The organism is Pseudomonas entomophila L48 (genome assembly GCF_000026105.1).
Classification (GTDB): Bacteria; Pseudomonadota; Gammaproteobacteria; order Pseudomonadales; family Pseudomonadaceae; genus Aquipseudomonas; species Aquipseudomonas entomophila.
Genome location: NC_008027.1, coordinates 1,201,948 through 1,224,058, shown reverse-complemented (window position 1 = coordinate 1,224,058; position 22,111 = coordinate 1,201,948). Strand labels below are relative to the sequence as shown.

19 protein-coding genes and 1 pseudogene are annotated in these 22,111 nt (G+C 63.9%); 7 read left to right on the top strand and 13 right to left on the bottom strand.

Translation table 11 applies throughout. The features are described from left to right. The first annotated feature begins 208 nt into the window (after positions 1 to 208). Both PSEEN_RS05440 and PSEEN_RS05435 read left to right on the top strand, forming a co-directional pair. On the top strand, positions 209 to 1,558 hold the full coding sequence (locus PSEEN_RS05440) for a carbohydrate porin (protein WP_011532487.1): 1,350 nt from the start codon (positions 209 to 211) through the stop codon (positions 1,556 to 1,558). Between the two features lie 31 nt (positions 1,559 to 1,589). After that, positions 1,590 to 4,001: a glucose/quinate/shikimate family membrane-bound PQQ-dependent dehydrogenase gene (locus PSEEN_RS05435; protein WP_011532486.1), complete on the top strand. Its 2,412-nt coding sequence runs from the start codon at positions 1,590 to 1,592 to the stop codon at positions 3,999 to 4,001. Positions 4,002 to 4,100: 99 nt separating this feature from the next. Here PSEEN_RS05435 and pcaC read toward each other — a convergent pair whose 3' ends face one another. From pcaC to PSEEN_RS26560, 10 genes are all read right to left on the bottom strand, one after another. Continuing rightward, positions 4,101 to 4,493, bottom strand: a complete 393-nt coding sequence (gene pcaC, locus PSEEN_RS05430) for a 4-carboxymuconolactone decarboxylase (protein WP_011532485.1) — start codon at positions 4,491 to 4,493, stop codon at positions 4,101 to 4,103. A gap of 10 nt (positions 4,494 to 4,503) precedes the next feature. Then, positions 4,504 to 5,295, bottom strand: a complete 792-nt coding sequence (gene pcaD, locus PSEEN_RS05425; protein WP_011532484.1) for a 3-oxoadipate enol-lactonase — start codon at positions 5,293 to 5,295, stop codon at positions 4,504 to 4,506. A 12-nt stretch (positions 5,296 to 5,307) separates the two neighbouring features. Next, positions 5,308 to 6,660: a 3-carboxy-cis,cis-muconate cycloisomerase gene (locus tag PSEEN_RS05420; protein ID WP_011532483.1), complete on the bottom strand. Its 1,353-nt coding sequence runs from the start codon at positions 6,658 to 6,660 to the stop codon at positions 5,308 to 5,310. A gap of 9 nt (positions 6,661 to 6,669) precedes the next feature. Beyond that, positions 6,670 to 7,959 (bottom strand): MFS family transporter, encoded by a 1,290-nt coding sequence (locus PSEEN_RS05415; protein ID WP_011532482.1) that lies wholly within the window; start codon positions 7,957 to 7,959, stop codon positions 6,670 to 6,672. A 222-nt stretch (positions 7,960 to 8,181) separates the two neighbouring features. After that, positions 8,182 to 9,387: a 3-oxoadipyl-CoA thiolase gene (gene pcaF, locus PSEEN_RS05410; protein ID WP_193383921.1), complete on the bottom strand. Its 1,206-nt coding sequence runs from the start codon at positions 9,385 to 9,387 to the stop codon at positions 8,182 to 8,184. Continuing rightward, positions 9,384 to 10,163 (bottom strand): CoA-transferase subunit beta, encoded by a 780-nt coding sequence (locus tag PSEEN_RS05405; protein ID WP_011532480.1) that lies wholly within the window; start codon positions 10,161 to 10,163, stop codon positions 9,384 to 9,386. Before PSEEN_RS05405 ends, pcaF begins: the two co-directional genes overlap by 4 nt. Continuing rightward, complete coding sequence (locus PSEEN_RS05400) at positions 10,160 to 11,020, bottom strand: CoA transferase subunit A (RefSeq protein ID WP_011532479.1); 861 nt, start codon at positions 11,018 to 11,020, stop codon at positions 10,160 to 10,162. Before PSEEN_RS05400 ends, PSEEN_RS05405 begins: the two co-directional genes overlap by 4 nt. A 262-nt stretch (positions 11,021 to 11,282) precedes the next feature. Beyond that, the gene (pcaK, locus tag PSEEN_RS05395) at positions 11,283 to 12,629 is read right to left on the bottom strand and encodes a 4-hydroxybenzoate transporter PcaK (protein WP_011532478.1); all 1,347 of its coding nucleotides are present in this window, start codon (positions 12,627 to 12,629) and stop codon (positions 11,283 to 11,285) included. A 423-nt stretch (positions 12,630 to 13,052) separates the two neighbouring features. Continuing rightward, positions 13,053 to 13,922: a pca regulon transcriptional regulator PcaR gene (gene pcaR, locus PSEEN_RS05390; protein ID WP_011532477.1), complete on the bottom strand. Its 870-nt coding sequence runs from the start codon at positions 13,920 to 13,922 to the stop codon at positions 13,053 to 13,055. Positions 13,923 to 14,104: 182 nt separating this feature from the next. Then, positions 14,105 to 14,371: a hypothetical protein gene (locus tag PSEEN_RS26560; RefSeq protein ID WP_158020231.1), complete on the bottom strand. Its 267-nt coding sequence runs from the start codon at positions 14,369 to 14,371 to the stop codon at positions 14,105 to 14,107. 134 nt (positions 14,372 to 14,505) lie between these two features. Between PSEEN_RS26560 and PSEEN_RS05385 the strand changes: the two genes are divergently transcribed. Together PSEEN_RS05385 and PSEEN_RS05380 are read left to right on the top strand one after the other, a co-directional pair. Next, positions 14,506 to 14,715 (top strand): hypothetical protein, encoded by a 210-nt coding sequence (locus PSEEN_RS05385; RefSeq protein WP_011532475.1) that lies wholly within the window; start codon positions 14,506 to 14,508, stop codon positions 14,713 to 14,715. 300 nt (positions 14,716 to 15,015) lie between these two features. After that, positions 15,016 to 16,488 carry an inorganic phosphate transporter gene (locus PSEEN_RS05380; RefSeq protein ID WP_011532474.1) on the top strand — a complete coding sequence of 491 codons (1,473 nt, stop codon included), beginning with the start codon at positions 15,016 to 15,018 and terminating at the stop codon, positions 16,486 to 16,488. 195 nt (positions 16,489 to 16,683) lie between these two features. On the opposite strand, the gene PSEEN_RS05375 is transcribed toward PSEEN_RS05380, so the two are convergent. Next, entirely contained in the window at positions 16,684 to 18,159 is a 1,476-nt protein-coding gene (locus PSEEN_RS05375) for a helicase HerA-like domain-containing protein (protein ID WP_011532473.1), read from the bottom strand. Positions 18,160 to 18,331: 172 nt separating this feature from the next. On the opposite strand from PSEEN_RS05375, the pseudogene PSEEN_RS27240 reads away from it, so the two are divergent. After that, positions 18,332 to 19,348 (top strand): annotated as a pseudogene (locus PSEEN_RS27240) (HAMP domain-containing protein); the annotation flags it as partial. 93 nt (positions 19,349 to 19,441) lie between these two features. Next, positions 19,442 to 20,206 carry a methyl-accepting chemotaxis protein gene (locus PSEEN_RS27235; RefSeq protein ID WP_373694313.1) on the top strand — a complete coding sequence of 255 codons (765 nt, stop codon included), beginning with the start codon at positions 19,442 to 19,444 and terminating at the stop codon, positions 20,204 to 20,206. Between the two features lie 147 nt (positions 20,207 to 20,353). Here PSEEN_RS27235 and PSEEN_RS05365 read toward each other — a convergent pair whose 3' ends face one another. Both PSEEN_RS05365 and purU read right to left on the bottom strand, forming a co-directional pair. Beyond that, entirely contained in the window at positions 20,354 to 20,545 is a 192-nt protein-coding gene (locus PSEEN_RS05365) for a hypothetical protein (RefSeq protein WP_011532471.1), read from the bottom strand. Between the two features lie 15 nt (positions 20,546 to 20,560). Further along, positions 20,561 to 21,412, bottom strand: coding sequence for a formyltetrahydrofolate deformylase (gene purU, locus PSEEN_RS05360; protein ID WP_011532470.1), 852 nt, complete (start codon positions 21,410 to 21,412; stop codon positions 20,561 to 20,563). A gap of 299 nt (positions 21,413 to 21,711) precedes the next feature. Here purU and mvaT point away from each other — a divergent pair, with 299 nt between their 5' ends. Beyond that, the gene (gene mvaT, locus PSEEN_RS05355) at positions 21,712 to 22,089 is read left to right on the top strand and encodes a histone-like nucleoid-structuring protein MvaT (RefSeq protein WP_011532469.1); all 378 of its coding nucleotides are present in this window, start codon (positions 21,712 to 21,714) and stop codon (positions 22,087 to 22,089) included. Positions 22,090 to 22,111 lie beyond the last annotated feature (22 nt).

Sequence of the window (22,111 nt, the reverse complement as noted above, 5' to 3'; positions counted from 1 at the left end):
CGGTCCTTGCCCGACGTGCCGACGACTGTTACTGCAGGAGCAACAATCCCCTGCGACATTTTGTCTTTTTTTCTTACAACTTCCCCTATATCCTCCCCGCCGCAAGCTGAATCGCTTCACTGCATATCCTTCGCAGCCAATTCCCCTCGAAGACCCGCGCTTCGTTGCGCTTGCCGTTTCTTCAACAATCAAAAGATAGCGCTATCTCATGTTCCAACTGCCCAAGACCCGCTACTCTGGCCTCGCCCTCGCCACCCTGCTCGGCAGCCTCTCCTCCCCCACCACCAGCGCCAGCGAAATGTTCGCCAAGGATTCCCCCTGGATGCTCGGTGACTGGGGTGGCACCCGCAGTGAACTGCTGGAGAAAGGCTACGACTTCACCCTCGGCTACACCGGCGAGATGGGCAGCAACCTGCACGGCGGCTACAGCCATGACCGCGCCGCGCGCTACAGCGACCAGTTCACCTTTGGTGTGAACATGGACCTGCAAAAGATCCTTGGCTGGCAGGACACCGAGTTCCAGCTGACCGTCACCGAGCGTCATGGCGACAACATCAGCAACGACCGCATCAACGACCCGCGCGTCGGCGGCTTCACCTCGGCCCAGGAAGTCTGGGGGCGAGGCGAAACCTGGCGGCTGACCCAGATGTGGATCAAGCAGAAGTACTTCGACGGCGCGCTGGACGTGAAATTCGGCCGTTTCGGTGAGGGCGAGGACTTCAACAGCTTCCCCTGCGACTTCCAGAACCTGGCTTTCTGCGGCTCACAGGTGGGCAACTGGGTGGGCGGCATCTGGTACAACTGGCCGGTCAGCCAGTGGGCACTGCGCGTGCGCTACAACCTGAACGACGAACTCTACGCCCAGGTCGGCGTGTTCGAGCAGAACCCCTCCAACCTCGAAAGCAACAACGGCTTCAAGCTCAGCGGCAGCGGCACCCAAGGCGCGGTGATGCCGATCGAACTGGTCTGGAGCCCGCGGGTCAATGGCCTGAAAGGGGAATATCGCGCCGGCTACTACTACAGTAATGCCAAGGCACAGGATGTACTCAAGGACAGCCACGGCACGCCGGCCGCCATCAGCGGCGCCGCCTACCGCAGCAGCTCGAGCAAGCACGGCCTGTGGTTGGGCGCCCAGCAGCAGGTGACCTCGCTGGCCACGGACCAGTCGCGCGGCCTGAGCCTGTTCGCCAACGCCACGGTGCACGACAAGAAGACCAATGCCATCGACAACTATGTTCAGGCAGGTGTGGTTTACAAAGGGCCGTTCGATGCCCGCGCCAAGGACGACATCGGTTTCGCCCTGGCCCGCGTGCACGTCAACCCCGGCTACCGCAAGAACGCCCGCCTCATCAACCAGGCCAACGGCCTGGACGACTACGACAACCCCGGCTTCCTGCCCGTGCAGGACACCGAGTACAGCGCCGAACTCTACTACGGCATCCACCTGGCCGACTGGCTCACGGTGCGCCCGAACCTGCAGTACATCCGCCACCCGGGCGGCGTGTCGCACGTCGACGACGCGCTGATCGGTGGTTTGAAGATCCAGAGCACGTTCTAACCCGACCCTTCCACACTACGGAGAACATACGATGAGCACTGACGGTGCCAAGAATGGAACCCGCTGGCTACCGCGCCTGATGGGCGTGCTGCTGTTGCTGATGGGGCTTGCCCTGCTGGCCGGCGGCATCAAGCTGAGCCAGCTGGGCGGTTCGCTTTACTACCTGATCGCCGGGATCGGCTTCGCCCTATCCGGCATCCTGCTGCTGGCCAAGCGCCGCATCGCCCTGGGCCTGTATGGCCTGGTGCTGCTGGGCAGCACCGTGTGGGCGCTGTGGGAAGTGGGCCTGGACTGGTGGCAACTGGTGCCGCGCCTGGCCATCTGGTTCGCCATCGGCGTGGTCCTGCTATTGCCGTGGGCCCGTCGCCCGCTGCAAGGCCCGGCGTCGAAAATCAACACCGCCCTGCTCAGCGTGGCCGTGCTGACTTCCGGCGCGACCGCGATCGCCAGCCAGTTCACCCACCCCGGCGAAATCCAAGGCGCATTCAGCCGTGACGACAGCGAGATGGGCAGCGCCGCGCCAGCCATGCCGGACGGTGAATGGCAGGCCTATGGCCGCACCGAGCACGGCGACCGCTATTCGCCGCTGCGCCAGATCACCCCGCAGAACGCCTACCGCCTGGAAGAAGCCTGGCGCATCCGCACCGGCGACCTGCCGACCGAAAACGACCCGGTGGAGCTGACCAACCAGAACACCCCGCTGAAGGTCAACGGCATGCTCTATGCCTGCACCGCCCACAGCCGGCTGCTGGCCCTGGACCCGGACACCGGCGCCGAGATCTGGCGCTACGACCCGCAGGTCAAGAGCCCTACCGGCACCTTCAAGGGCTTCGCCCACATGACCTGCCGCGGCGTCTCGTACTACGACGAGAACAGCTACGTCAGCCGTGACGGCAGCCCGGCTCCGAAGGTGTCCGATGCCGGCCAGGCCGTGGCCCAGGCCTGCCCGCGCCGCCTCTACCTGCCCACCGCCGACGCCCGCCTGATCGCCATCAACGCCGACAACGGCAAGGTCTGCGAGGGCTTCGCCAACCAGGGCGTGATCGACCTGACCCGCGGCATCGGCCCGTTCACCGCGGGTGGCTACTACTCCACTTCGCCGGCCGCGATCACCCGCAGCCTGGTGATCATCGGTGGCCACGTCACCGACAACGAGTCGACCAACGAGCCGTCCGGCGTGATCCGCGCCTACGACGTGCACGACGGCCACCTGGTGTGGAACTGGGACAGCAACAACCCGGACGACACCAAGCCCCTGGCCGACGGCAAGCTGTACAGCCGCAACTCGGCCAACATGTGGTCGATCGCCAGCGTCGATGAAGACCTCGGCATGATCTACCTGCCCCTGGGCAACCAGACCCCGGACCAGTGGGGCGCCGACCGCACCCCGGGCGCCGAGAAGTACAGCGCTGGCATCGTCGCCCTGGACCTGGCCACCGGCAAGGCGCGCTGGAACTACCAGTTCACCCACCACGACCTGTGGGACATGGACGTCGGCAGCCAGCCCACCCTGGTCCACCTGAAGACCGATGACGGCGTCAAGCCGGCGGTCATCGTGCCGACCAAGCAGGGCAGCCTGTACGTGCTCGACCGCCGCGACGGCACGCCGATCGTGCCGATCCGCGAGATCCCGGTACCGCAAGGCGCCGTGAAAGGCGACCACACCGCACCAACCCAGGCCCGCTCCGACCTCAACCTGCTCGGCCCTGAACTGACCGAACAGGCCATGTGGGGCGCCACGCCGTTCGACCAGATGCTCTGCCGCATCCAGTTCCGCGGCCTGCGCTACGAAGGCCAGTACACCCCGCCGTCCGAGCAGGGCAGCCTGGTCTACCCGGGTAACGTCGGTGTGTTCAATTGGGGCAGCGTGTCGGTCGACCCGGTGCGCCAGATCCTCTTCACCTCGCCGAACTACATGGCGTTCGTGTCGAAGATGATCCCCCGCGAACAGGTGGCCGAAGGCAGCAAGCGCGAAAGCGAGACCAGCGGTGTGCAGCCAAACGCTGGCGCGCCGTACGCGGTGACCATGCACCCGTTCATGTCGCCGATCGGCATCCCGTGCCAGGCGCCGGCCTGGGGCTATGTGGCGGCCATTGATCTGTTCACCAACAAGGTGGTGTGGAAGCACAAGAACGGCACCACCCGTGACAGCACCCCGGTACCGATCGGCATGCCGGTGGGCGTACCGAGCATGGGCGGCTCGATCGTCACCGCTAGTGGCGTCGGCTTCCTCAGCGGCACCCTGGACCAGTACCTGCGCGCCTATGACGTGAAGAACGGCCAGGAGCTGTGGAAAGGCCGCCTGCCGGCAGGCGGCCAGGCCACGCCGATGACCTACACCGGCAAGGACGGCAAGCAGTACGTGCTGGTGACCGCCGGCGGCCATGGCTCGCTGGGCACCCGCATGGGCGACTACATCATCGCCTACAAGCTGGCTGAGTAAGCCCGCCTGAGCGGTGGTGCCCGCACCACCGCATCAACCAACGAGGCCGCTGCCAGTCCCCTGGCAGCGGCCTCGTTGCGTTTCGGGCCGCAGGTGCGCTCAACCGCGCGACTCGACCCCCAGCTCATCCCACACCGACTCCGCCAGGTGGAACGTGGCATTGGCGGCGGGAATCCCGCAATAGATCGCGCTCTGCATGATCACTTCCTTGATCTCTTCCCGCGTCACGCCGTTGTTGGCCGCCGCGCGCAGGTGCAGCTTGAGTTCGTCATTGCGGTTCATGCCGATCAGCATGGCGATGGTGATCAGGCTGCGGGTGTGCCGGGGCAACCCGGGGCGGGTCCAGATATCGCCCCAGGCATGGCGGGTGATCATTTCCTGGAACTCGCCGTTGAAGTCGTTGAGCTTCTCCAGGCTGCGGTCGACATGGGCGTCACCCAGCACCGCGCGGCGCACCTTCATGCCTGCTTCGTAGCGTTGTTTCTCATCCACGTGCGGTTCCTCAGCGGCTCAGCAGGAAATCGAGCACACGGCGGCTGAACGGCGCGCCGATCTCGACGTTGGACAGGTGTGCTGCCGGGAACTCGACATACTCGGCGCCAAGGATTCCCGCTTGCATGAAACGGCCATGCTCGGGGGTGGTCACCGCATCGGCGGTGCCGGCGACGATCAATGTCGGCACCTGAATATGGTTGAGCTGATCACGCAGGTCGGCATCGCGAACCGCGCCACAGTTGGCCGCGTAGCCTTCGGGCGAAGTCTGCGCCAGCATCTGGCAGATGCGCTGGGCCTGCTCCGGCTCGGCCGCGGCGAAGGCTGGGGTGAACCAGCGGGCGATCGAAGCATCGCGCAATTCGCCCATGGCCTGCCGGCCGCCCTTGAGCACCGTGTCGATACGGGTGTTCCACACCTCGTCGCTGCCAATCTTCGCCGCCGTGTTGCACAGGGTCAGGCTGAGCAGGCGATGGCCAGCATTGATCGCCAGCCACTGGCCGATCAGGCCGCCCATCGACAGGCCAACGAAATGGGTTTTCTCGATATCCAGGGCATCGAGCAGGGCCAACACATCACCGCCCAGTTGCTCGATGCTGTAGGGGCCATCGGTCACCAGCGACTCGCCGTGCCCCCGGGTGTCGTAGCGCAGCACGCGAAAGTGCTCGCTCCACGCTGCAACCTGCGCATCCCACATGTGCAGGTCGGTGCCCAGCGAGTTGGACAGCACCAGCACCGGAGCATCGGCCGGGCCGTCGAGTTGGTAATGCAGTACGCCATCGGCCAGTTGCACGTGTGCCACAGCGGTCTCCTTTCAGGCGGTGAAACGTTGATGTTCGGCCACGGCGCGCGCCACCCAGACGCGGGCCTGGCCAAGGTAATGGGTGGGGTCGAGCAAGCGGTCGAGCTCGTCAGTGGACAATTCCGCAATGACCTGCGGCTCGTCGCCGAGCACGGCACGCAAGTGACGCTGCTCGGCCACCGCACGCTGGCAGCACTGCTCCAGCAGGTGATGAGCGCGCTCGCGCCCCAGGCGCTGGGCCAGGACAATACTGACCGCTTCGGCCAGTACCAGGCCCTGGGTGAGGTCGAGGTTGCGGCGCATGCGCACGGCATCCACCTCCATGCCTTCAGCGATCACCTGGGCCTGGCGCAGGGCGCCGGAGACCAGGCAGCAGATCTCTGGCAGGGTTTCCCACTCGGCGTGCCACAGGCCCAGGCTGCGCTCATGTTCCTGGGGCATGGCGGCGAACAGCGTCGAGACCAGCCCCGGCACGCGGGTGGCAGCACCGATCAGCACCGCCGCGCCCACCGGGTTGCGCTTGTGCGGCATGGTCGAGGAGCCGCCCTTGCCTGGCGCGGAGGGTTCGAACAACTCGCCCGCCTCGGTCTGCATCAGCAGGCTGACATCGCGGCCAAACTTGCCCAGGCTGCCGGCGACCATGCCCAGCACCGAGGCGAACTCCACCAGGCGGTCGCGCTGGGTGTGCCAGGGTTGCTCGGGCACGGTCAGCTCAAGCTGTTCGGCCAGCGCCTCGGTCACCGGCAGGGCCTTGCTGCCCAATGCCGCCAGGCTGCCGGAGGCACCGCCGAACTGCAGCACCAGCAGGCGCGGGCGCAGTTCCTTGAGGCGCTGGCGATGGCGGGTCAAGGCACCGAGCACGCCAGCCAGCTTCATTCCCAACGTCACCGGCGTGGCGTGCTGCAACCAGGTACGCCCCACCAGCGGCGTGTCGGCGTGCTGCAAGGCCTGGCGCGCCAGGGTGTCGGCCAACTTGGCGAGGTCGCTTTCAATCAGTGCCAAGGCATCACGCAGTTGCAGCACCAGACCGCTGTCCATCGCATCCTGGCTGGTGGCCCCCAAGTGCACGTAGCGTTCGGCCTCGGGCACGCCGCTGGCGACCACCTTGCCCAACGCCTTGACCAGCGGGATCGCCGAATTGCCCGCGATGGCGATGGCCTGCGCCAGGGCCTGCACATCGTAGCGCTCGGCCTTGCAGGCCGCCTCGATGGCCATCACCGCCGTGTGCGGCACCAACCCGGCGGCCGCTTCGGCGCGGGCCAGGGCGGCCTCGAAATCGAGCATGCCCTGCAGCCGGCCGCGATCGGAAAAAACCTCGCGCATGGCCGGCGCGGTGAAGTAGGCATCGAACAGCTGGTTGCTCATGCAAAGTCCTTAATGGTCATGGTGCAGGTACGCCGCCTGCTTCGGCAGGCGCAGGCTGAACAGGAAGGCGATCGCCATCATGGCAGTCACGTACCAGTAGAAGGTGTTCTCCATGCCCATGTTTTTCAAGTTCAAGGCCACATACTCGGCCGAGCCGCCGAACACCGCGTTGGCCACCGCGTAAGCCAGCCCGACGCCCAGGGCGCGCACCTGCGGCGGGAACATCTCGGCCTTCACCAGGCCACTGATGGAGGTGTAGAAACTGACGATGCACAGCGCCAGGGTCACCAGCACGAAGGCCATGAACGGGCTGGTGACGGTCTTCAAAGCCATCAGCAGCGGCACGGTGAAAATCGTCCCCAGTGCGCCGAACAGCAGCATCGAGTTGCGCCGGCCGATACGGTCGGAGAGCATGCCGAACACCGGCTGCAGGATCATGAACAGGAACAAGGCGCCGGTCATCACGAAGCTGGCGCTCTTGGCGTTCATCCCGGCCGTGTTGACCAGGTATTTCTGCATGTAGGTGGTGAAGGTGTAGAAGATCAGCGAACCACCGGCGGTGTAGCCGAGCACCGTGATGAAAGCGGCGGTGTGGTGACGGAACAGGCCGCCGATGGTGCCGGCCTCCTTGTCCTGGCGGTTCTCGGCGCTGCTGGTCTCTTTCAACGAACGACGCAGCATCAGCGAGATCAGCGCGGCGATGGCGCCGACCACGAAGGGGATGCGCCAGCCGTAGGCACGCAGCTCTTCCTCGGTGAGCAGTTGCTGCAGGATCACCACCACCAGCACCGCCAGCAACTGGCCGCCGATCAGGGTGACGTACTGGAACGAGGCGAAGAAACCACGCTGGCCACGCAGGGCCACTTCGCTCATGTACGTCGCGGTAGTGCCGTACTCACCGCCCACCGACAGCCCCTGGATCAGCCGCGCCAGCAGCAGCAGGGCCGGCGCCCAGGCACCGATGCTGGCATAAGTGGGCAGGCAGGCGATGATCAGCGAGCCGAAGCACATCATCAGCACCGAGGTCATCAGCGAATTCTTGCGCCCGTGACGGTCGGCCAGGCGGCCGAAGATCCAGCCACCGATGGGGCGCATCAGGAAGCCGGCGGCGAATACCCCGGCGGTATTGAGTAATTGGACGGTGGGGTTGTCGGAGGGGAAGAAGGCCGGGGCGAAATAGATCGCGCAGAAGGCGTAGACATAGAAGTCGAACCATTCCACCAGGTTGCCCGACGAGGCGCCGACGATGGCGAAGATGCGTTTGCTGCGTTCTTCGCCGGTGTAATAGCTGGAAGTCATGGTGTTTTTCACTCCTGGGGGGTCACTGCAAAGTCTAGACATACCCAGTAACAATCTCGTTCCACTTCAACACACCGCCTACTGTGTGGGAGCGGCCTTGTGTCGCGAAAGGGCTGCGTAGCAGCCCCAGGATCTGAAGGCCCCTTCAAGATTGCCGGGGCTGCCTTGCAGCCCTTTCGCGACACAAGGCCGCTCCTACGGGGGACCGTGCGCTGCTCGGGATCAGACCCGCTCGATGGCCAGCGCCAGCCCTTGGCCAACCCCGACGCACATGGTGGCCAACCCTTTGCGCCCACCGCTCTTCTCCAACTGGTGCAACGCCGTCAGCACCAACCGCGCCCCGCTCATCCCCAGCGGATGCCCCAGGGCAATCGCGCCACCGTTGGGGTTCACCTGCGGCGCATCGTCCGCCACGCCCAGCTCGCGCAGTACCGCCAAGCCCTGGCTGGCAAACGCTTCGTTCAACTCGATGACATCGAAGTCCGCCACCGCCACGCCCAGGCGCTCGGTCAGCTTGCGTACCGCCGGCACCGGGCCGATGCCCATCACCCGTGGCGCCACACCGGCACTGGCCATGCCCAGCACCCGGGCGCGTGGGGTCAAACCATGCTTCTTGACGGCCTCAGCCGACGCCAGGACCAAGGCCGCCGCTCCATCGTTGACACCCGAGGCATTGCCGGCGGTGACGGTCTTGTCCGGGCCATTCACCGGCTTGAGCTTGCTCAATGCCTCCAAAGTGGTGTCCGGCCGCAGGTGTTCATCGCGCTCGACCACGGCTTCGCCTTTCTTGTGGGCGATGCGCACCGGCACGATTTCCTCGGCGAAGAACCCCGCAGCCTGCGCGGCGGCCGCCTTCTGCTGGCTACGCAGGGCAAAAGCGTCCTGGTCGGCACGCGACACCTGGTAGTCGTCGGCGACGTTGTCGGCGGTCTCGGGCATCGAGTCCACGCCGTACTGGGTTTTCATCAACGGGTTGATGAAACGCCAGCCGATGGTGGTGTCCTCCAGCTTCATGTTGCGCGAGTAGCCGCTCTCGGCCTTGCCCATCACGAATGGCGCGCGGGACATCGACTCGACGCCGCCCGCGATGGCCAGCTCCATCTCGCCACTGGCGATGGCACGGAAGGCGGTGCCGATGGCATCCATGCCCGAGGCGCACAAGCGGTTGAGGGTTACCCCAGGGATGCTTGCGGGCAAGCCGGCCAGCAACAGTGCCATGCGCGCGACGTTGCGGTTGTCTTCACCGGCCTGGTTGGCGCAGCCGAAGAACACCTCGTCGAGCTGGTCCCACTGCACGCCCGGGTTGCGCTCGATCAGCGCCTTGAGCGGCACCGCCGCCAGGTCGTCGGCACGCACCCCGGCCAGGGCGCCACCGAAGCGGCCGATGGGGGTGCGGATGGCGTCGCAGATGAATACGTCACGCATCAGGCTTCTCCTGCCGTCTGGCCATGGGCGGCGGCGGTGCGGGCTTCGAGGTCGCGCAGAGCAGACAGTTCGACGTCGCTCGGCGCGGCGGTTTCCTGTACATCTGCGGCGAAGCGGATCGCCCAGCCGGTGGCGGCGATGATCTGCTCACGGGTCACCCCCGGGTGGATCGCGGTGACCACAAACTCGTGGGTGCCCTCTTCCGGCTCCATGATGCACAGGTCGGTGATGATGCCGACCGGCCCCTCCCCCGGCAGCCCCAGGCGTTTGCGCGAATCGCCGCCTTCGCCATGGCCGACCGAGGTGATGAAGTCGAGCTTGTCGACGAAGGCCCGTGGCGACTGCTTGAGGATGATCAGCACCTGCTTGGCGGAGCCGGCGATCTCCGGCGCGCCACCGGCACCCGGCAGGCGGGTCTTCGGCGCGTGATAGTCGCCCACCACGGTGGTGTTGATGTTGCCGAAGCGGTCGACCTGGGCGGCACCGAGGAAACCGACATCAATACGCCCACCCTGCAGCCAGTAGCGGAAAATCTCGCCGGTCGGCACCACGGTGTCGGCGGTCTCGGCCAGTTCGCCGTCACCGATCGACAGCGGCAACACACTGGGCTTGGCACCGATCGGGCCGGATTCGTAGATCAGCACCACATCGGGCGACGAGGTCAGGCGCGCCAGGTTGGCGGCCTTGGACGGCAGGCCGATACCGACGAAGCAGACGGCGCCGTTGCGCAGGCGGCGGGCAGCGGCGACGGTCATCATTTCGGAAGTGGAGTAGCTCATTGCGCGGCCTCCGCGGTGCTGGCCAGCTTGGCCTGAAATTCATTGAAGTCTGCGGTGCCGCGAATGTAGGTGTCGATCCAGGCAGAGAACGACTCACGGTTGCGGGCGATCGGGTCCCAGGCCTGGTAGAAGCGGTTGTCGCGCTCGTAGTAACCATGGGCGTAGGACGGGTGGGCGCCTCCGGGCACCAGGCATACCGCGCTGAGTGCCCAGGTCGGCAGCACGCAGGCGTTCATTGGCGCCTTCAGGTCATCGACGATCTCTTCGACAGTGACGATGCAGCGCTTGGCCGCCAGGGCCGCTTCCTTCTGCACGCCAAGGATGCCCCACAGCAGCACATTGCCCTTGCGGTCGGCCTTCTGCGCGTGAATCACGGTGACGTCCGGGCGTACCGACGGCACGGCGGCGAGCACTTCGCCGGTGAACGGGCAGGTGACGCTCTTGATCAGCGGGTTGACCTTCGGCAGGTCGGAGCCGGCGTAGGCCCGCAGCACCGCAAATGGCAGGCCGGAAGCACCGGCGACGTAGGCGTTGGCCAAGTCGGCGTGGCTGTGCTCTTCGATCTCGATCGCATGCGGCCACTGCTTCTCGACGGCATCGCGCAAGCGGTGCAGCGAACCAACTCCCGGGTTGCCGCCCCAGGAGAAGATCAGCTTGCGCGCGCAGCCGGCACCGATCAGCTGGTCATAGATCAGGTCGGGGGTCATGCGCACCAGGGTCAGGTCGCGCTTGCCCTGGCGGATGATCTCGTGGCCCGCGGCGGTCGGGATCAGGTGGGTGAAACCTTCGAGGGCGACGCTGTCGCCATCCTGGATGAACTGCTTCACGGCCTCGTGAAGCGAGAGGATTGCTGCCATTGGAGACTCCTGGTCAGGACGAGTCGGGTCAGTGAGCAGCGGGCCAATGCATCGCTGCGATGGGCCCAGATTAAGGAGGATGCTGGCTGCGTTACAATCCGATAATCGCACTAACGTTCGATTATCGAACAGTTTGTTACCTGATCGATATGCACTCAACCGTAGGAGCCGGCCTTGCCGGCGAACCAGGCAACGCGGTGGCTGGCACCGGCCTTGCCGGTGTTCGCCGGCAAGGCCGGCTCCTACAGGGGACAGCGCCTGGTCAGGTGGCGTCGGCGTGGCTCACCACCCCCTTCACCACCACCCCTACCGTCGCCAGTGCCGCCGGCACCAGCAACGCCGTCAGCACCTGCTCGAAACTCCAACCCAACCCCAGCAAGGTCGCCCCGCTCCAGGCCCCCAGAATCGCACCGAACCGCCCGATCCCGAGCATCCACGACACCCCGGTGGCCCGCCCCTGAGTCGGGTAGAACCGTGCCGCCAGCGAAGGCATGGCCGACTGCGCACCGTTGACACACATGCCGGCGATCAGCACCAGGGTGGCCAGCAAGGTGATATTGCCCAGGCTCTGCCCTACCGCATAGGCGAACACCCCGGCCAACAAGTAAAACAGGCCGATCACCTTGTGCGGGTTGAAACGGTCCATGGCCCAGCCCACCGCCACCGCGCTGAGCACGCCACCAAACTGAAACAACGCACCGATGAACGCGGCCTGCTCCATGCTCGCCCCGCTGTCACGCATCAAGGTGGGCAGCCAGCTGGTCAGCAGGTAGACGATCACCAGGCCCATGAAGTAAGTCAGCCACAACAGCGCGGTGCCCATGCCATAGGTGCCAGAGAAGATCACCGCAAACACATTGCGCGTGGCCACCGCTTTCTGCTCCGGCACGCTGAAGCTCGAGGCTTGCGCGACCACCGTCGGCGCAATGGGTGCCAGGGTCTTGCGAATCCTGTCCGCACTGCGGTTGCGCACCACCAGGAACCGCGCCGACTCCGGCAGCCAGGCCAGCAGCACCAGCGCCAGCAGCAGGGGCAGCACCCCGCCGATCACCAACAGGCTGTGCCAGCCATAGGCCGGGATCAGCTTGGCGGACATGAAACCGCCACCGGCCATGCCCAGGTTGAAGCCACAGAACATGCTGGTCACCAGCAGCGACTTGAGGCGCTCGGGAGTGTATTCGGAAAGCAATGTGGTGGCATTGGGCATGCCTGCGCCCAGGCCAAGGCCGGTGAGAAAGCGCAACACCAGCAACTGGTCGACATTACTGGCGTAGGCCGAAGCCAGGCTGAAACCGCCGAACACCAGCACCGCCGCCACCAGCACGCCTTTGCGCCCGAAGCGGTCGGCCAGCGGGCCGGAACCGAGCGCACCGAACACCATGCCGATCAGCGCGGCGCTCATCACCGGCCCCAGGCTGGCGCGATCGATCCCCCACTCCTGGGACAACGCCGGGGCGATGAAGCCCATGGCCGCCGTGTCGAGGCCATCGAGAAAGACGATCAGGAAGCACAGGATAACCACCCGCCACTGGTAACGGGACAGCGGCTGGTCATTGATGAACGACTGGACGTCGAGGCAGTGGCCGACAGTGGATTGCGGTTTGTTCATTATTGTTATCCAGGAAAGAGGCGCAGGCAGGCACCTGCATCCAATGTAGAACGCAGGAACAGGAAACTTCGCGAGTGTGCAGGCGCTGGATCAGCCTGAGTGCAACGGCACCGTGCGCGGGTGCGGCCGCGACAACGATAGAAGCGTTTTCATGGGAGAGCCCTTCTGGCCTGTTGTTATTGTCGGGTCGGCAAAGCCGACTCGTGCGACAGACATTAATCAGCAGGCTTGGGCTGCGCAATTCGTTGGAAGCGAGATTGTGCGTTTATCGAACAGGAATACTCGTGGGCTGTTCGATTCGGTGGCCGCACAACTTACCTGTAGGAGCGGCTTTAGCCGCGATCACCCGCGAAGCGGGTGCCAGACACCTCGGTGCCTGCATCGCGGCTAAAGCCGCTCCTACAGATTTCTGCAAACCCGTCATCAACCGAACAACTGATGGCAAAGATCCCGGCTGGCCGCCAGCAGGATCGGCAGGAAACGCTGCTCCAGCTCGCTGCGGCTGACCCGCCCCACATGGGTACTGACATTCAGCGCCGCCAGCACCTGCCCGGAAGCATCGTAGATCGGCACGGCAACCGAACGCAGCCCTTGCTCCAGCTCCTGGTCGACCACGCACCAGCCCTGCTGGCGCACCTGCTGGATGCAGGCGAACAGCGATTCATGATCATGCAGGGTGCGGCTGGTACGGGCCTTGAGGTCGGCGCGCTCCAGGTATTCGTGAAGGCTGGCGTCATCGAGCGCCGCCAGGAGAATTCGCCCCATCGACGTGCAGTAGGCCGGCAGCCGCCCGCCCACCGACAAGTCCACCGAGATCAACCGCTCCACCGTGGCCGAGCGGGCTATATAAAGGATGTCGTCGCCTTCGAGGGTGGCCATGTTGGCCGCCTCGTGGAGCTGGTCGCTGATCCGGTCCAGGTAGGGTTGGGCCGAAACCGCCAGCGGGGTCGAGGACAGGTAGGCGTGGCCCAGCGTCAGCACCTTGGGCAGCAATGAGTAGGTGCGACCATCGGTGGTGGCATAGCCCAGTTTGATCAGGGTGTGCAGGCAACGGCGCACGGCCGCGCGAGGGATCTCCGTGCGATGGCTGATCTGGGCGATGGTCAGGTGCCGCTTGCGCTCCTGGAATGCCTGGATCACCGCCAGGCCACGGGCCAGGGAGGTCATGAAGTCCGGGTCGCCGGTGAACGCCTGAATGCGCTTGGCCGCCGAGGCCACGATCGGCGGAGCCATGGCAGGCGTCGCGCCCTTTGCAGGTTCATTCGCCAGGGGGCCGTTGGTTTCTTCGCTCATGGACTCGCCTCAAAAAAACGCTGGTTTGTGCGATTATCGAACGAACGGCCGATAATCGCAATTGACCGCTGACACTTTTGCTTATACCTTTCCCCTGCCACATGTGGCTTCTTTGGAGAGACTGGTCAGGTACCCACCGCAGAAGTCCCAGGCAACGGCCTCGCCCTCCCGCGAGGCCGTTTTCATTTCAGCGGCTTGAAGTAAACTTCCACACCCCAAGACGCTTGAACTTCCTGACGCGCAAGCAGACGAATGCCCACGCCGGTCAATGACAACTTCAGCGACCTTGTCAGTAACAAGTAAAGAACGATAGTCTTCGACTTGGCGGTTGCTATAATCGCCCCGGTTGATTGTTCAATTGCACTATTACGGATCCAATCGACCCACCTTCGTCGCTTTCCGACCTTCAGGACCATCGCCTCAGGCATGGCTTGTGCGGTGGTGATCAAAGGCACTTTCCCAGGTTGCCCTTCACTCTCCACCCCGTGTCCTCGCGACGAATCATTTCGCGCCGGTGGTGAATCCACACATTATTTGTGTCCTTCAACGCCAGCGCCAAACTTCAACCTATTCAGGTATTACTGTGACGAAAGAAGAACTGCGCGCGGAACTCGAGCGCCAGGCTGAACGTTACAAGGATGTTTACGGTGGTGAAGTCACCACCTATGCCGCGCAACCCGAACCGGAACGCAAACCCTGGCGCAAGCGCGCCACTGTCCGCGACCAGGCCTTTGCCCAGGAACTGGAAAAGATGGAAAAGGAACTGCGCACCGAGGGTGATGAACCTGCATGATGCCATCGCGCCATCGGCCATCGCCTTGGCGCGGGTTAAGCGTGGTCGGAACAGCCTTGGTGAAATGGATTCACACAAATTTCATACAAGCGTTTGAAAGCTGAACCGGAATCCACTTACGCATCAAATCTTTGATTTTTCTAGAAATTGCCGAATTTTCTGCGCATTTTCGGCCGCCATCGCATTGCCAGCACCGCCACCGGCAACACTCCCCGCCCTGCCATCGGTCAGCGGCAGGTGCATCGATTGCCATGGTTTTCTGGCATAATCCCGCCCCCCTAAGACCGCCAGAAAACCTTCATGATCGATTTATTCAGCGGACTGGATGCCTGGGTTATCGTGAGCCTGACGCTCGCTTTGACCTTCGTCCTCGCATTCGAGTTCATCAATGGCTTTCATGACACCGCCAACGCGGTAGCCACTGTCATCTATACCAAAGCCATGCCACCGCACCTGGCCGTGTTCTTCTCCGGTGTATTCAACTTCCTCGGGGTTCTGCTCGGCGGTGTCGGGGTGGCTTACGCCATCGTCCACCTGCTGCCGGTCGAACTGCTGATCAATGTGAACACCGGGCACGGCCTGGCCATGGTCTTCTCGTTGCTGGCCGCCGCCATCACCTGGAACCTGGGCACCTGGTACTTCGGCATCCCGGCCTCCAGCTCGCATACCCTGATCGGCTCGATCCTCGGTGTCGGCCTGGCCAATGCACTGATCAGCGACATCCCGCTGGGCGATGGCGTGAACTGGCAGAAGGCGATCGACATCGCCACGTCGCTGGTCCTCTCGCCAATGGCTGGCTTTGCCGTTGCAGCCCTGGTGCTGCTCGGCCTGAAGTGGTGGCGCCCACTGTCGAAGATGCACAAGACGCCCGAACAGCGCCGCAAGCTCGACGACAAGAAGCACCCACCGTTCTGGAACCGCCTGGTGCTGGTGATCTCGGCCATGGGCGTGAGCTTCGTGCACGGCTCCAACGACGGCCAGAAAGGCATCGGCCTGATCATGCTGGTGCTGATCGGTATCGTCCCGGCCAAGTTCGTCCTCGACCTGAACAGCACCACCTACCAGATCGAGCGTACCCGCGACGCAACGATGCACCTGAGCCAGTTCTACCAGCGCAACGCCGCCACCCTCGGCGAGTTCCTGGCACTGGGCAAGGCACAATCCAGCGACTTGCCGGAGCAGTTCAGCTGCAACCCGCAGCAGACCGAGCCGACCATCGCCGCCCTGCAATCCTCGCTCGCCGGCGTGACCGACTACCGCGCCCTGAGCGCCGAGAAGCGCGTCGAAGTGCGCCGCTACCTGCTGTGCCTGGACGACACCGCGAAGAAGGTCGGCAAGCTGCCAGGCCTGGAAGCCCGTGAAAAGGCCGACCTGGAGAAGCTGCGCAAGGACCTGACCGCCACCACCGAGTATGCACCGTTCTGGGTGATCGTCGCCGTCGCCCTGGCCCTGGGCCTGGGTACCATGGTTGGCTGGAAGCGTGTAGTTCTGACCGTCGGCGAGAAAATCGGCAAGCAGGGCATGACCTATGCCCAGGGCATGTCGGCGCAGATCACTGCCGCCTGCGCCATCGGCATGGCCAACATCTTCAGCCTGCCGGTGTCCACCACCCACGTGCTCTCGTCGGGCGTGGCCGGCACCATGGTCGCCAACAAAAGCGGCCTGCAGGGCGGCACGGTGAAAACCATCCTGCTGGCCTGGGTGCTCACCCTGCCGGCCTCGATGGGCTTGGCGGCCGGCCTGTTCTGGCTGGCCTCCAAGGCCATTGGCTGAGTGACCGCACTGCAATGAAAAAGGCGCCTTGGGGCGCCTTTTTCATTCTTCAGGCCACTACACCCCGTGTAGGAGCGGCCTTGTGCCGCGAAAGGGGTGCGGAGCGCCCCTAGATTTCCGACTCCCCTCTAGACTGCCAGGGCTGCTGCGCAGCCCCTTCGCGGCACAAGGCCGCTCCTACAGCCACAATCTGCCTTAGCGCTTCTTCCCGCCCAGCAACGACCCCATCAGTCCTCGCACCAACTGCCGGCCCAGCTGATTGGCCGCCTGGCGTACCGCCGACTTGATCGCCTGCCCTGCCGCGCTTTGCAGGAATTCCCCGGCCTTGTCGGCAAAGCTGTCCTCGTCCACCTTCGCTTGTGGCGCCGGCTCCACCGGCTCGCCCTTACGCTGGGTGAGCATTTCATAAGCCGACTCGCGGTCAATCGGTTTGTCGTAGCGACCGGCCAGAGGCGAGGCGCTGATCAAAGCGCTGCGCTCAGCGGCACTCAAAGGCCCGATCCGGGATTGGGGCGGCGCAATCAGCACCCGCTGGACCATCGCCGGCGTGCCCTTCTCCTCCAACGTGCCCACCAACGCCTCGCCGATACCCAGCTCGGTCAGCACCGCCAGGCTGTCGAACGCAGGGTTGGGGCGGAAACCATCGGCCACCGCGCGCAGCGACTTCTGCTCCTTGGCCGTGAATGCCCGCAGGCCGTGCTGGATACGCAGCCCCAACTGGGCGAGTACGGCGTCAGGCAGGTCCCCGGGCGACTGGGTAACGAAATACACCCCCACGCCCTTGGAACGGATCAGCCGCACCACTTGCTCCAGGCGGTCCTGCAACGCCTTGGGAGTACCGTTGAACAGCAAGTGCGCCTCGTCGAAAAACAGCGCCAGCACCGGTTTGTCGGCATCGCCGCGTTCGGGCAACTGCTCGAACAGCTCGGCCAGCAGCCAGAGCAGGAACGTCGCATAGACCTTGGGCGCGTCATGCACCAGGCGGCTGGCGTCGAGCAGATGGATGCGTCCGCGACCATCGCCGTCGACCCGCAACAAGTCTTCCAGCTGCAAGGCCGGCTCGCCGAACAGCGCCTCGGCCCCCTGTTGCTCGAGGGTCGCCAACCGGCGCAGCAGGGCTTGAGTAGAGGCACTGGTCATCAGCGCACTGTCCTCGCCCAACAGCAGGGGGTTGTCCTTCAGGTGCGCGAGCAGGGCCTTGAGGTCTTTCAGGTCGAGCAACAGCAGCCCTTCGCGGTCGGCCACCTTGAAGGCCGCGTACAGCGCGGCCTGCTGACTGTCGGTCAGTTCAAGCAGATTACCCAGCAGCAAAGGCCCCATGTCGCTCAAGGTGGTGCGCAAGGGATGCCCGGATTGTCCGGCGACATCCCACAAGGTAACCGGATAGGCCTGCGGCCTGTGGTTCAACCAGGGCATGCCGGCGATACGCTCGGCCACCTTGCCCTGGGGCGTGCCGCTGGCGCCCAGGCCACACAGGTCACCCTTCACATCCGCGGCGAACACCGCGACACCCGCATCGCTGAACAGCTCGGCCAGGTGCTGCAAGGTGACGGTCTTGCCGGTACCGGTCGCCCCCGCCACCAAACCATGGCGATTGGCCAGGCGCATGGCCTGCGACACGGGCTGGCCATCAGGGCCAGCCCCTACAACCACTTGCGAAGAATCTGACATCTTGCTTCATCCCCTACTCAAGTTCTGCCACCTGACTGCCGATATTTCAAAATGATTCTTCCCAGAAAGACAGTAACAACCCGAAAAGGACTCACGGGAATTGTTGCACTGTTTTCCAGCCGTGCTTTGTGCGAACGACCCGATAACAAAACCTTAGCGGACGCATCACGTCATGAATAAAAGCCTTCGTTTCAGCCACAAGATTCTTCTGGCGGCATCACTGATCGTGATCCTCGCCTTCAGCCTGTTCACCCTCTACAACGACTACCTCCAGCGTAATGCCATTCGCGCCAACCTGGAGAACTACTTGGCTGAAATGGGCGAATCGACGTCCACGAACATTCGCAATCTGTTCGAAGGGCGTATCAAACTGGTCGAGAACGTCGCCCAGAACCTCGCCCAATCGCCACAGAACGCCGGCGCCCTGCTCGGCCAGAACGCCCTGACCTCAAGCTTCCTGACCATTTACCTGGGGCAGCCCGACGGCACGTTCATCGTGCGCCCGGACACCAAGATGCCCGACGGCTACGACCCTCGTGTACGCCCCTGGTACAAGGACGGCCTGAACGCCAGCGGGCCTATCCTTACCGAACCGTACATCGACATGGCCACCAACAAGATGGTCATCTCGATCGTCAATACCGCTTCGCGCTCGGTCGGCGTGGTCGGTGGCGACCTGGCCCTGGACGGCCTGGTGGAAATCATCAACGCGCTGAACTTCGGCGGCATGGGCTACGCCTTCCTGGTCAACGACCAGGGCAAGATCCTGGTCCACCCGGACAAGAACCTGGTGATGAAATCGCTGTCGGACCTGTTCCCGCAGAACACCCCGCGCCTGTCCGGTGACCTGACCGAGGTCGAGCTCAACGGCCAGACCCGCCTGCTGACCTTCACCCCGGTCAAGGGCCTGCCGTCGGCCAACTGGTACATCGGCCTGTCGGTGGACAAGGACAAGGCCTTCTCGATGCTCAGCACCTTCCGCACCTCGGCGGTGATCGCCACCCTGGTGGCGGTGGTGATCATCATTGCCCTGCTGGGCCTGCTGATCAACGTGCTGATGCAACCGCTGCACACCATGACCCGCGCCATGGCCAACATCGCCGAGGGCGAAGGCGACCTGACCCGTCGCCTGGAGATCCACAACCACGACGAGTTCGGCATCCTCGGCACCGCCTTCAACCGCTTCGTCGAGCGTATCCACGGCTCGATCCGCGAAGTGTCGTCGGCCACCGAGCAGGTCAACGAAGTGGCCCTGCGGGTGATCAGCGCCTCCAACTCGTCGATGAGCAACTCAGACGAACAGTCCAACCGCACCAACAGCGTCGCCGCCGCCATCAACCAGCTCGGCGCCGCCGCCCAGGAAATCGCCGGCAACGCCGCCCAGGCCTCGCAACATGCAAGCTCCGCCCGCTTGCTGGCTGAGGAAGGCCAGCAAGTGGTGCAGCGCAACATCGATGCGATGAATCGCCTGTCGGACCTGATCGTCACCTCGAGCGAGCATATCGAGACGCTCAACAACAAGACCGTCAACATCGGCCAGATCCTCGAAGTGATCACCAGCATCTCCCAGCAGACCAACCTGCTGGCACTGAATGCCGCGATCGAGGCTGCCCGCGCCGGCGAGGCCGGGCGTGGTTTCGCCGTGGTGGCGGACGAAGTGCGAAACCTCGCCCACCGCACCCAGGAGTCGGCGCAACAGGTGCAGAAGATGATCGAGGAGCTGCAGGTCGGCGCCCGTGAGTCGGTCGACACCATGGGCCAGAGCCAACGTCACAGCCAGGACAGCATGGACATCGCCAACCAGGCCGGTGAACGCCTGGGCAGCGTCACCCAGCGCATCGGCGAGATCGACGGCATGAACCAGTCGGTGGCCACCGCCACCGAGGAACAGACCGCCGTGGTCGACTCGATCAACATGGACATCAACGAAATCAACATGCTCAACCAGGAAGGGGTCGAGAACCTGCAGGCCACCCTGCGCGCGTGCTCGGACCTGGAGCAGCAGGCCGGGCGCCTGAAGCAGCTGGTCGGTAGCTTCCGGATCTGACCTGGAAGCGCCTGCAGGCGCTCCCATGGCGAACAGCGTTCGCTGTGGGGGCAACTGCAGGCCGGCCCTGCCCAGGATAGGGCACAGGATGCCTTCTGGCCCGGCTTTGCCGGGCTTCGCCAGCAAGGCTGGCGCCTACAGATCAAGTCATTGCGGTTGCTTGGCAACCTGTCGAGCACTGGGCTCGCCAGCGCAATTCAGCGCATCCCAAAGCTCCGCGGCACCGGGGAACTCGGTACCGTTCTCTTCGCTCAGCGCATCCGGATCGAAACGGGCCAGGCAACCCTCGCCCAAGGTGGGCGGCGCCACGGCACCGGCCTTGTCACGTGGGTCTGCCATCGGCCAATGCTCGCCTCAGTTGAACACGACAGTCTTGTTGCCGTGGACCAGCACGCGGTCTTCCAGGTGATAACGCAGGCCGCGGGCCAGGACCATTTTCTCCACGTCACGGCCGAAGCGGACCATGTCCTCGATGCTGTCGGCGTGGCTGACACGCACCACGTCCTGCTCGATGATCGGGCCGGCATCCAGCTCCTCGGTGACATAGTGGCAGGTCGCGCCAATCAGTTTCACGCCACGCAAGGCCGCCTGGTGATAAGGCTTGGCACCGACGAACGAGGGCAAGAAGCTGTGGTGGATGTTGATGACCTTTTCCGCGTACTCCTGGCACAGCTGCGGCGGAAGAATCTGCATGTAACGCGCCAACACCACGGCGTCGGCCGCGTATTCCTGAACCAGGCGCGAGACCTCTGCGAACGCAGGCTGCTTGTCCTTCGGGTCGACCGGCACATGGTGGAACGGAATACCGTGCCACTCGACCATGCTGCGCAGGTCGTTGTGGTTGGAAATCACGCAAGGGATCTCGCAGTCCAGCTCGTTGGTGTGCCAGCGGTGCAGCAGGTCGGCCAGGCAGTGCGACTCACGGCTGGCCATCAGCACCACGCGCTTCTTCTGCGCGGAATCGGTGATACGCCAGGTCATGGAGAACTCTTCGGCAATCGGCGCAAAAGCCTCGCGGAAAGCCTCGATACCAAACGGCAGGGACTCGGCGCGGATCTCATGGCGCATGAAGAACCAGCCGCTCTGCTCGTCGGAGTGGTGGCTGGCTTCGTTGATCCAGCCGTTGTAGAGGGCCAGGAAATTACTGACTTTTGCCACGATGCCGACGCGGTCGGGGCAGGCAATCACCAGTCGGTAGGTGCGCATGAGAAAGACTCCAAGAACTTCGCAAAGGGCCCATTCTAGCGGGCCGCAGGGAAAAACGCAGTATTGATCGATAGAACGCGTTGGCCAGCGTTACACCCCGCCCCGTGCAGGATATGACCCTTGTTCCAAAGGGGAAATGAGCCTGCCCTCCACGAATATGTAAATTTTTCTTAACCTAACAATGCTGCCGTCTCTTGCCCGCATTAATTGATTCAATATTTTTTTATTGTTTACTTGCGAGTATCGCCTGTCTATTATTGCCCTCACTGTCCCCTTACACACGAATTAAGGAACGCTCCATGTCCCTGATCAACGAATACCGCGCCACCGAAGAAGCCATCAAGGAACTTCAAGCTCGCCTGGCCAACCTGTCGCAAGACGACAAGCTGAAGAAAGAGCTGGAATTCGAAGGCAAACTGCGCACCCTGATGGGCGAATACTCCAAGTCCCTGCGTGACGTGATCGCCCTGCTCGATCCGGAAAGCAAACTGAGCAAAGCGCCACGCGGCACCGCCAAAACCACCGCTACCAAGCGTGCGCGCAAGGTCAAGCAGTACAAGAACCCGCACAATGGCGAGGTTATTGAAACCAAGGGCGGCAACCACAAGACCCTGAAAGAGTGGAAAGCCAAGTGGGGCGGCGACGTCGTCGAAAGCTGGGCCACCCTGCTGGACTGATTGGCGCACCGCGCTTTAGTTC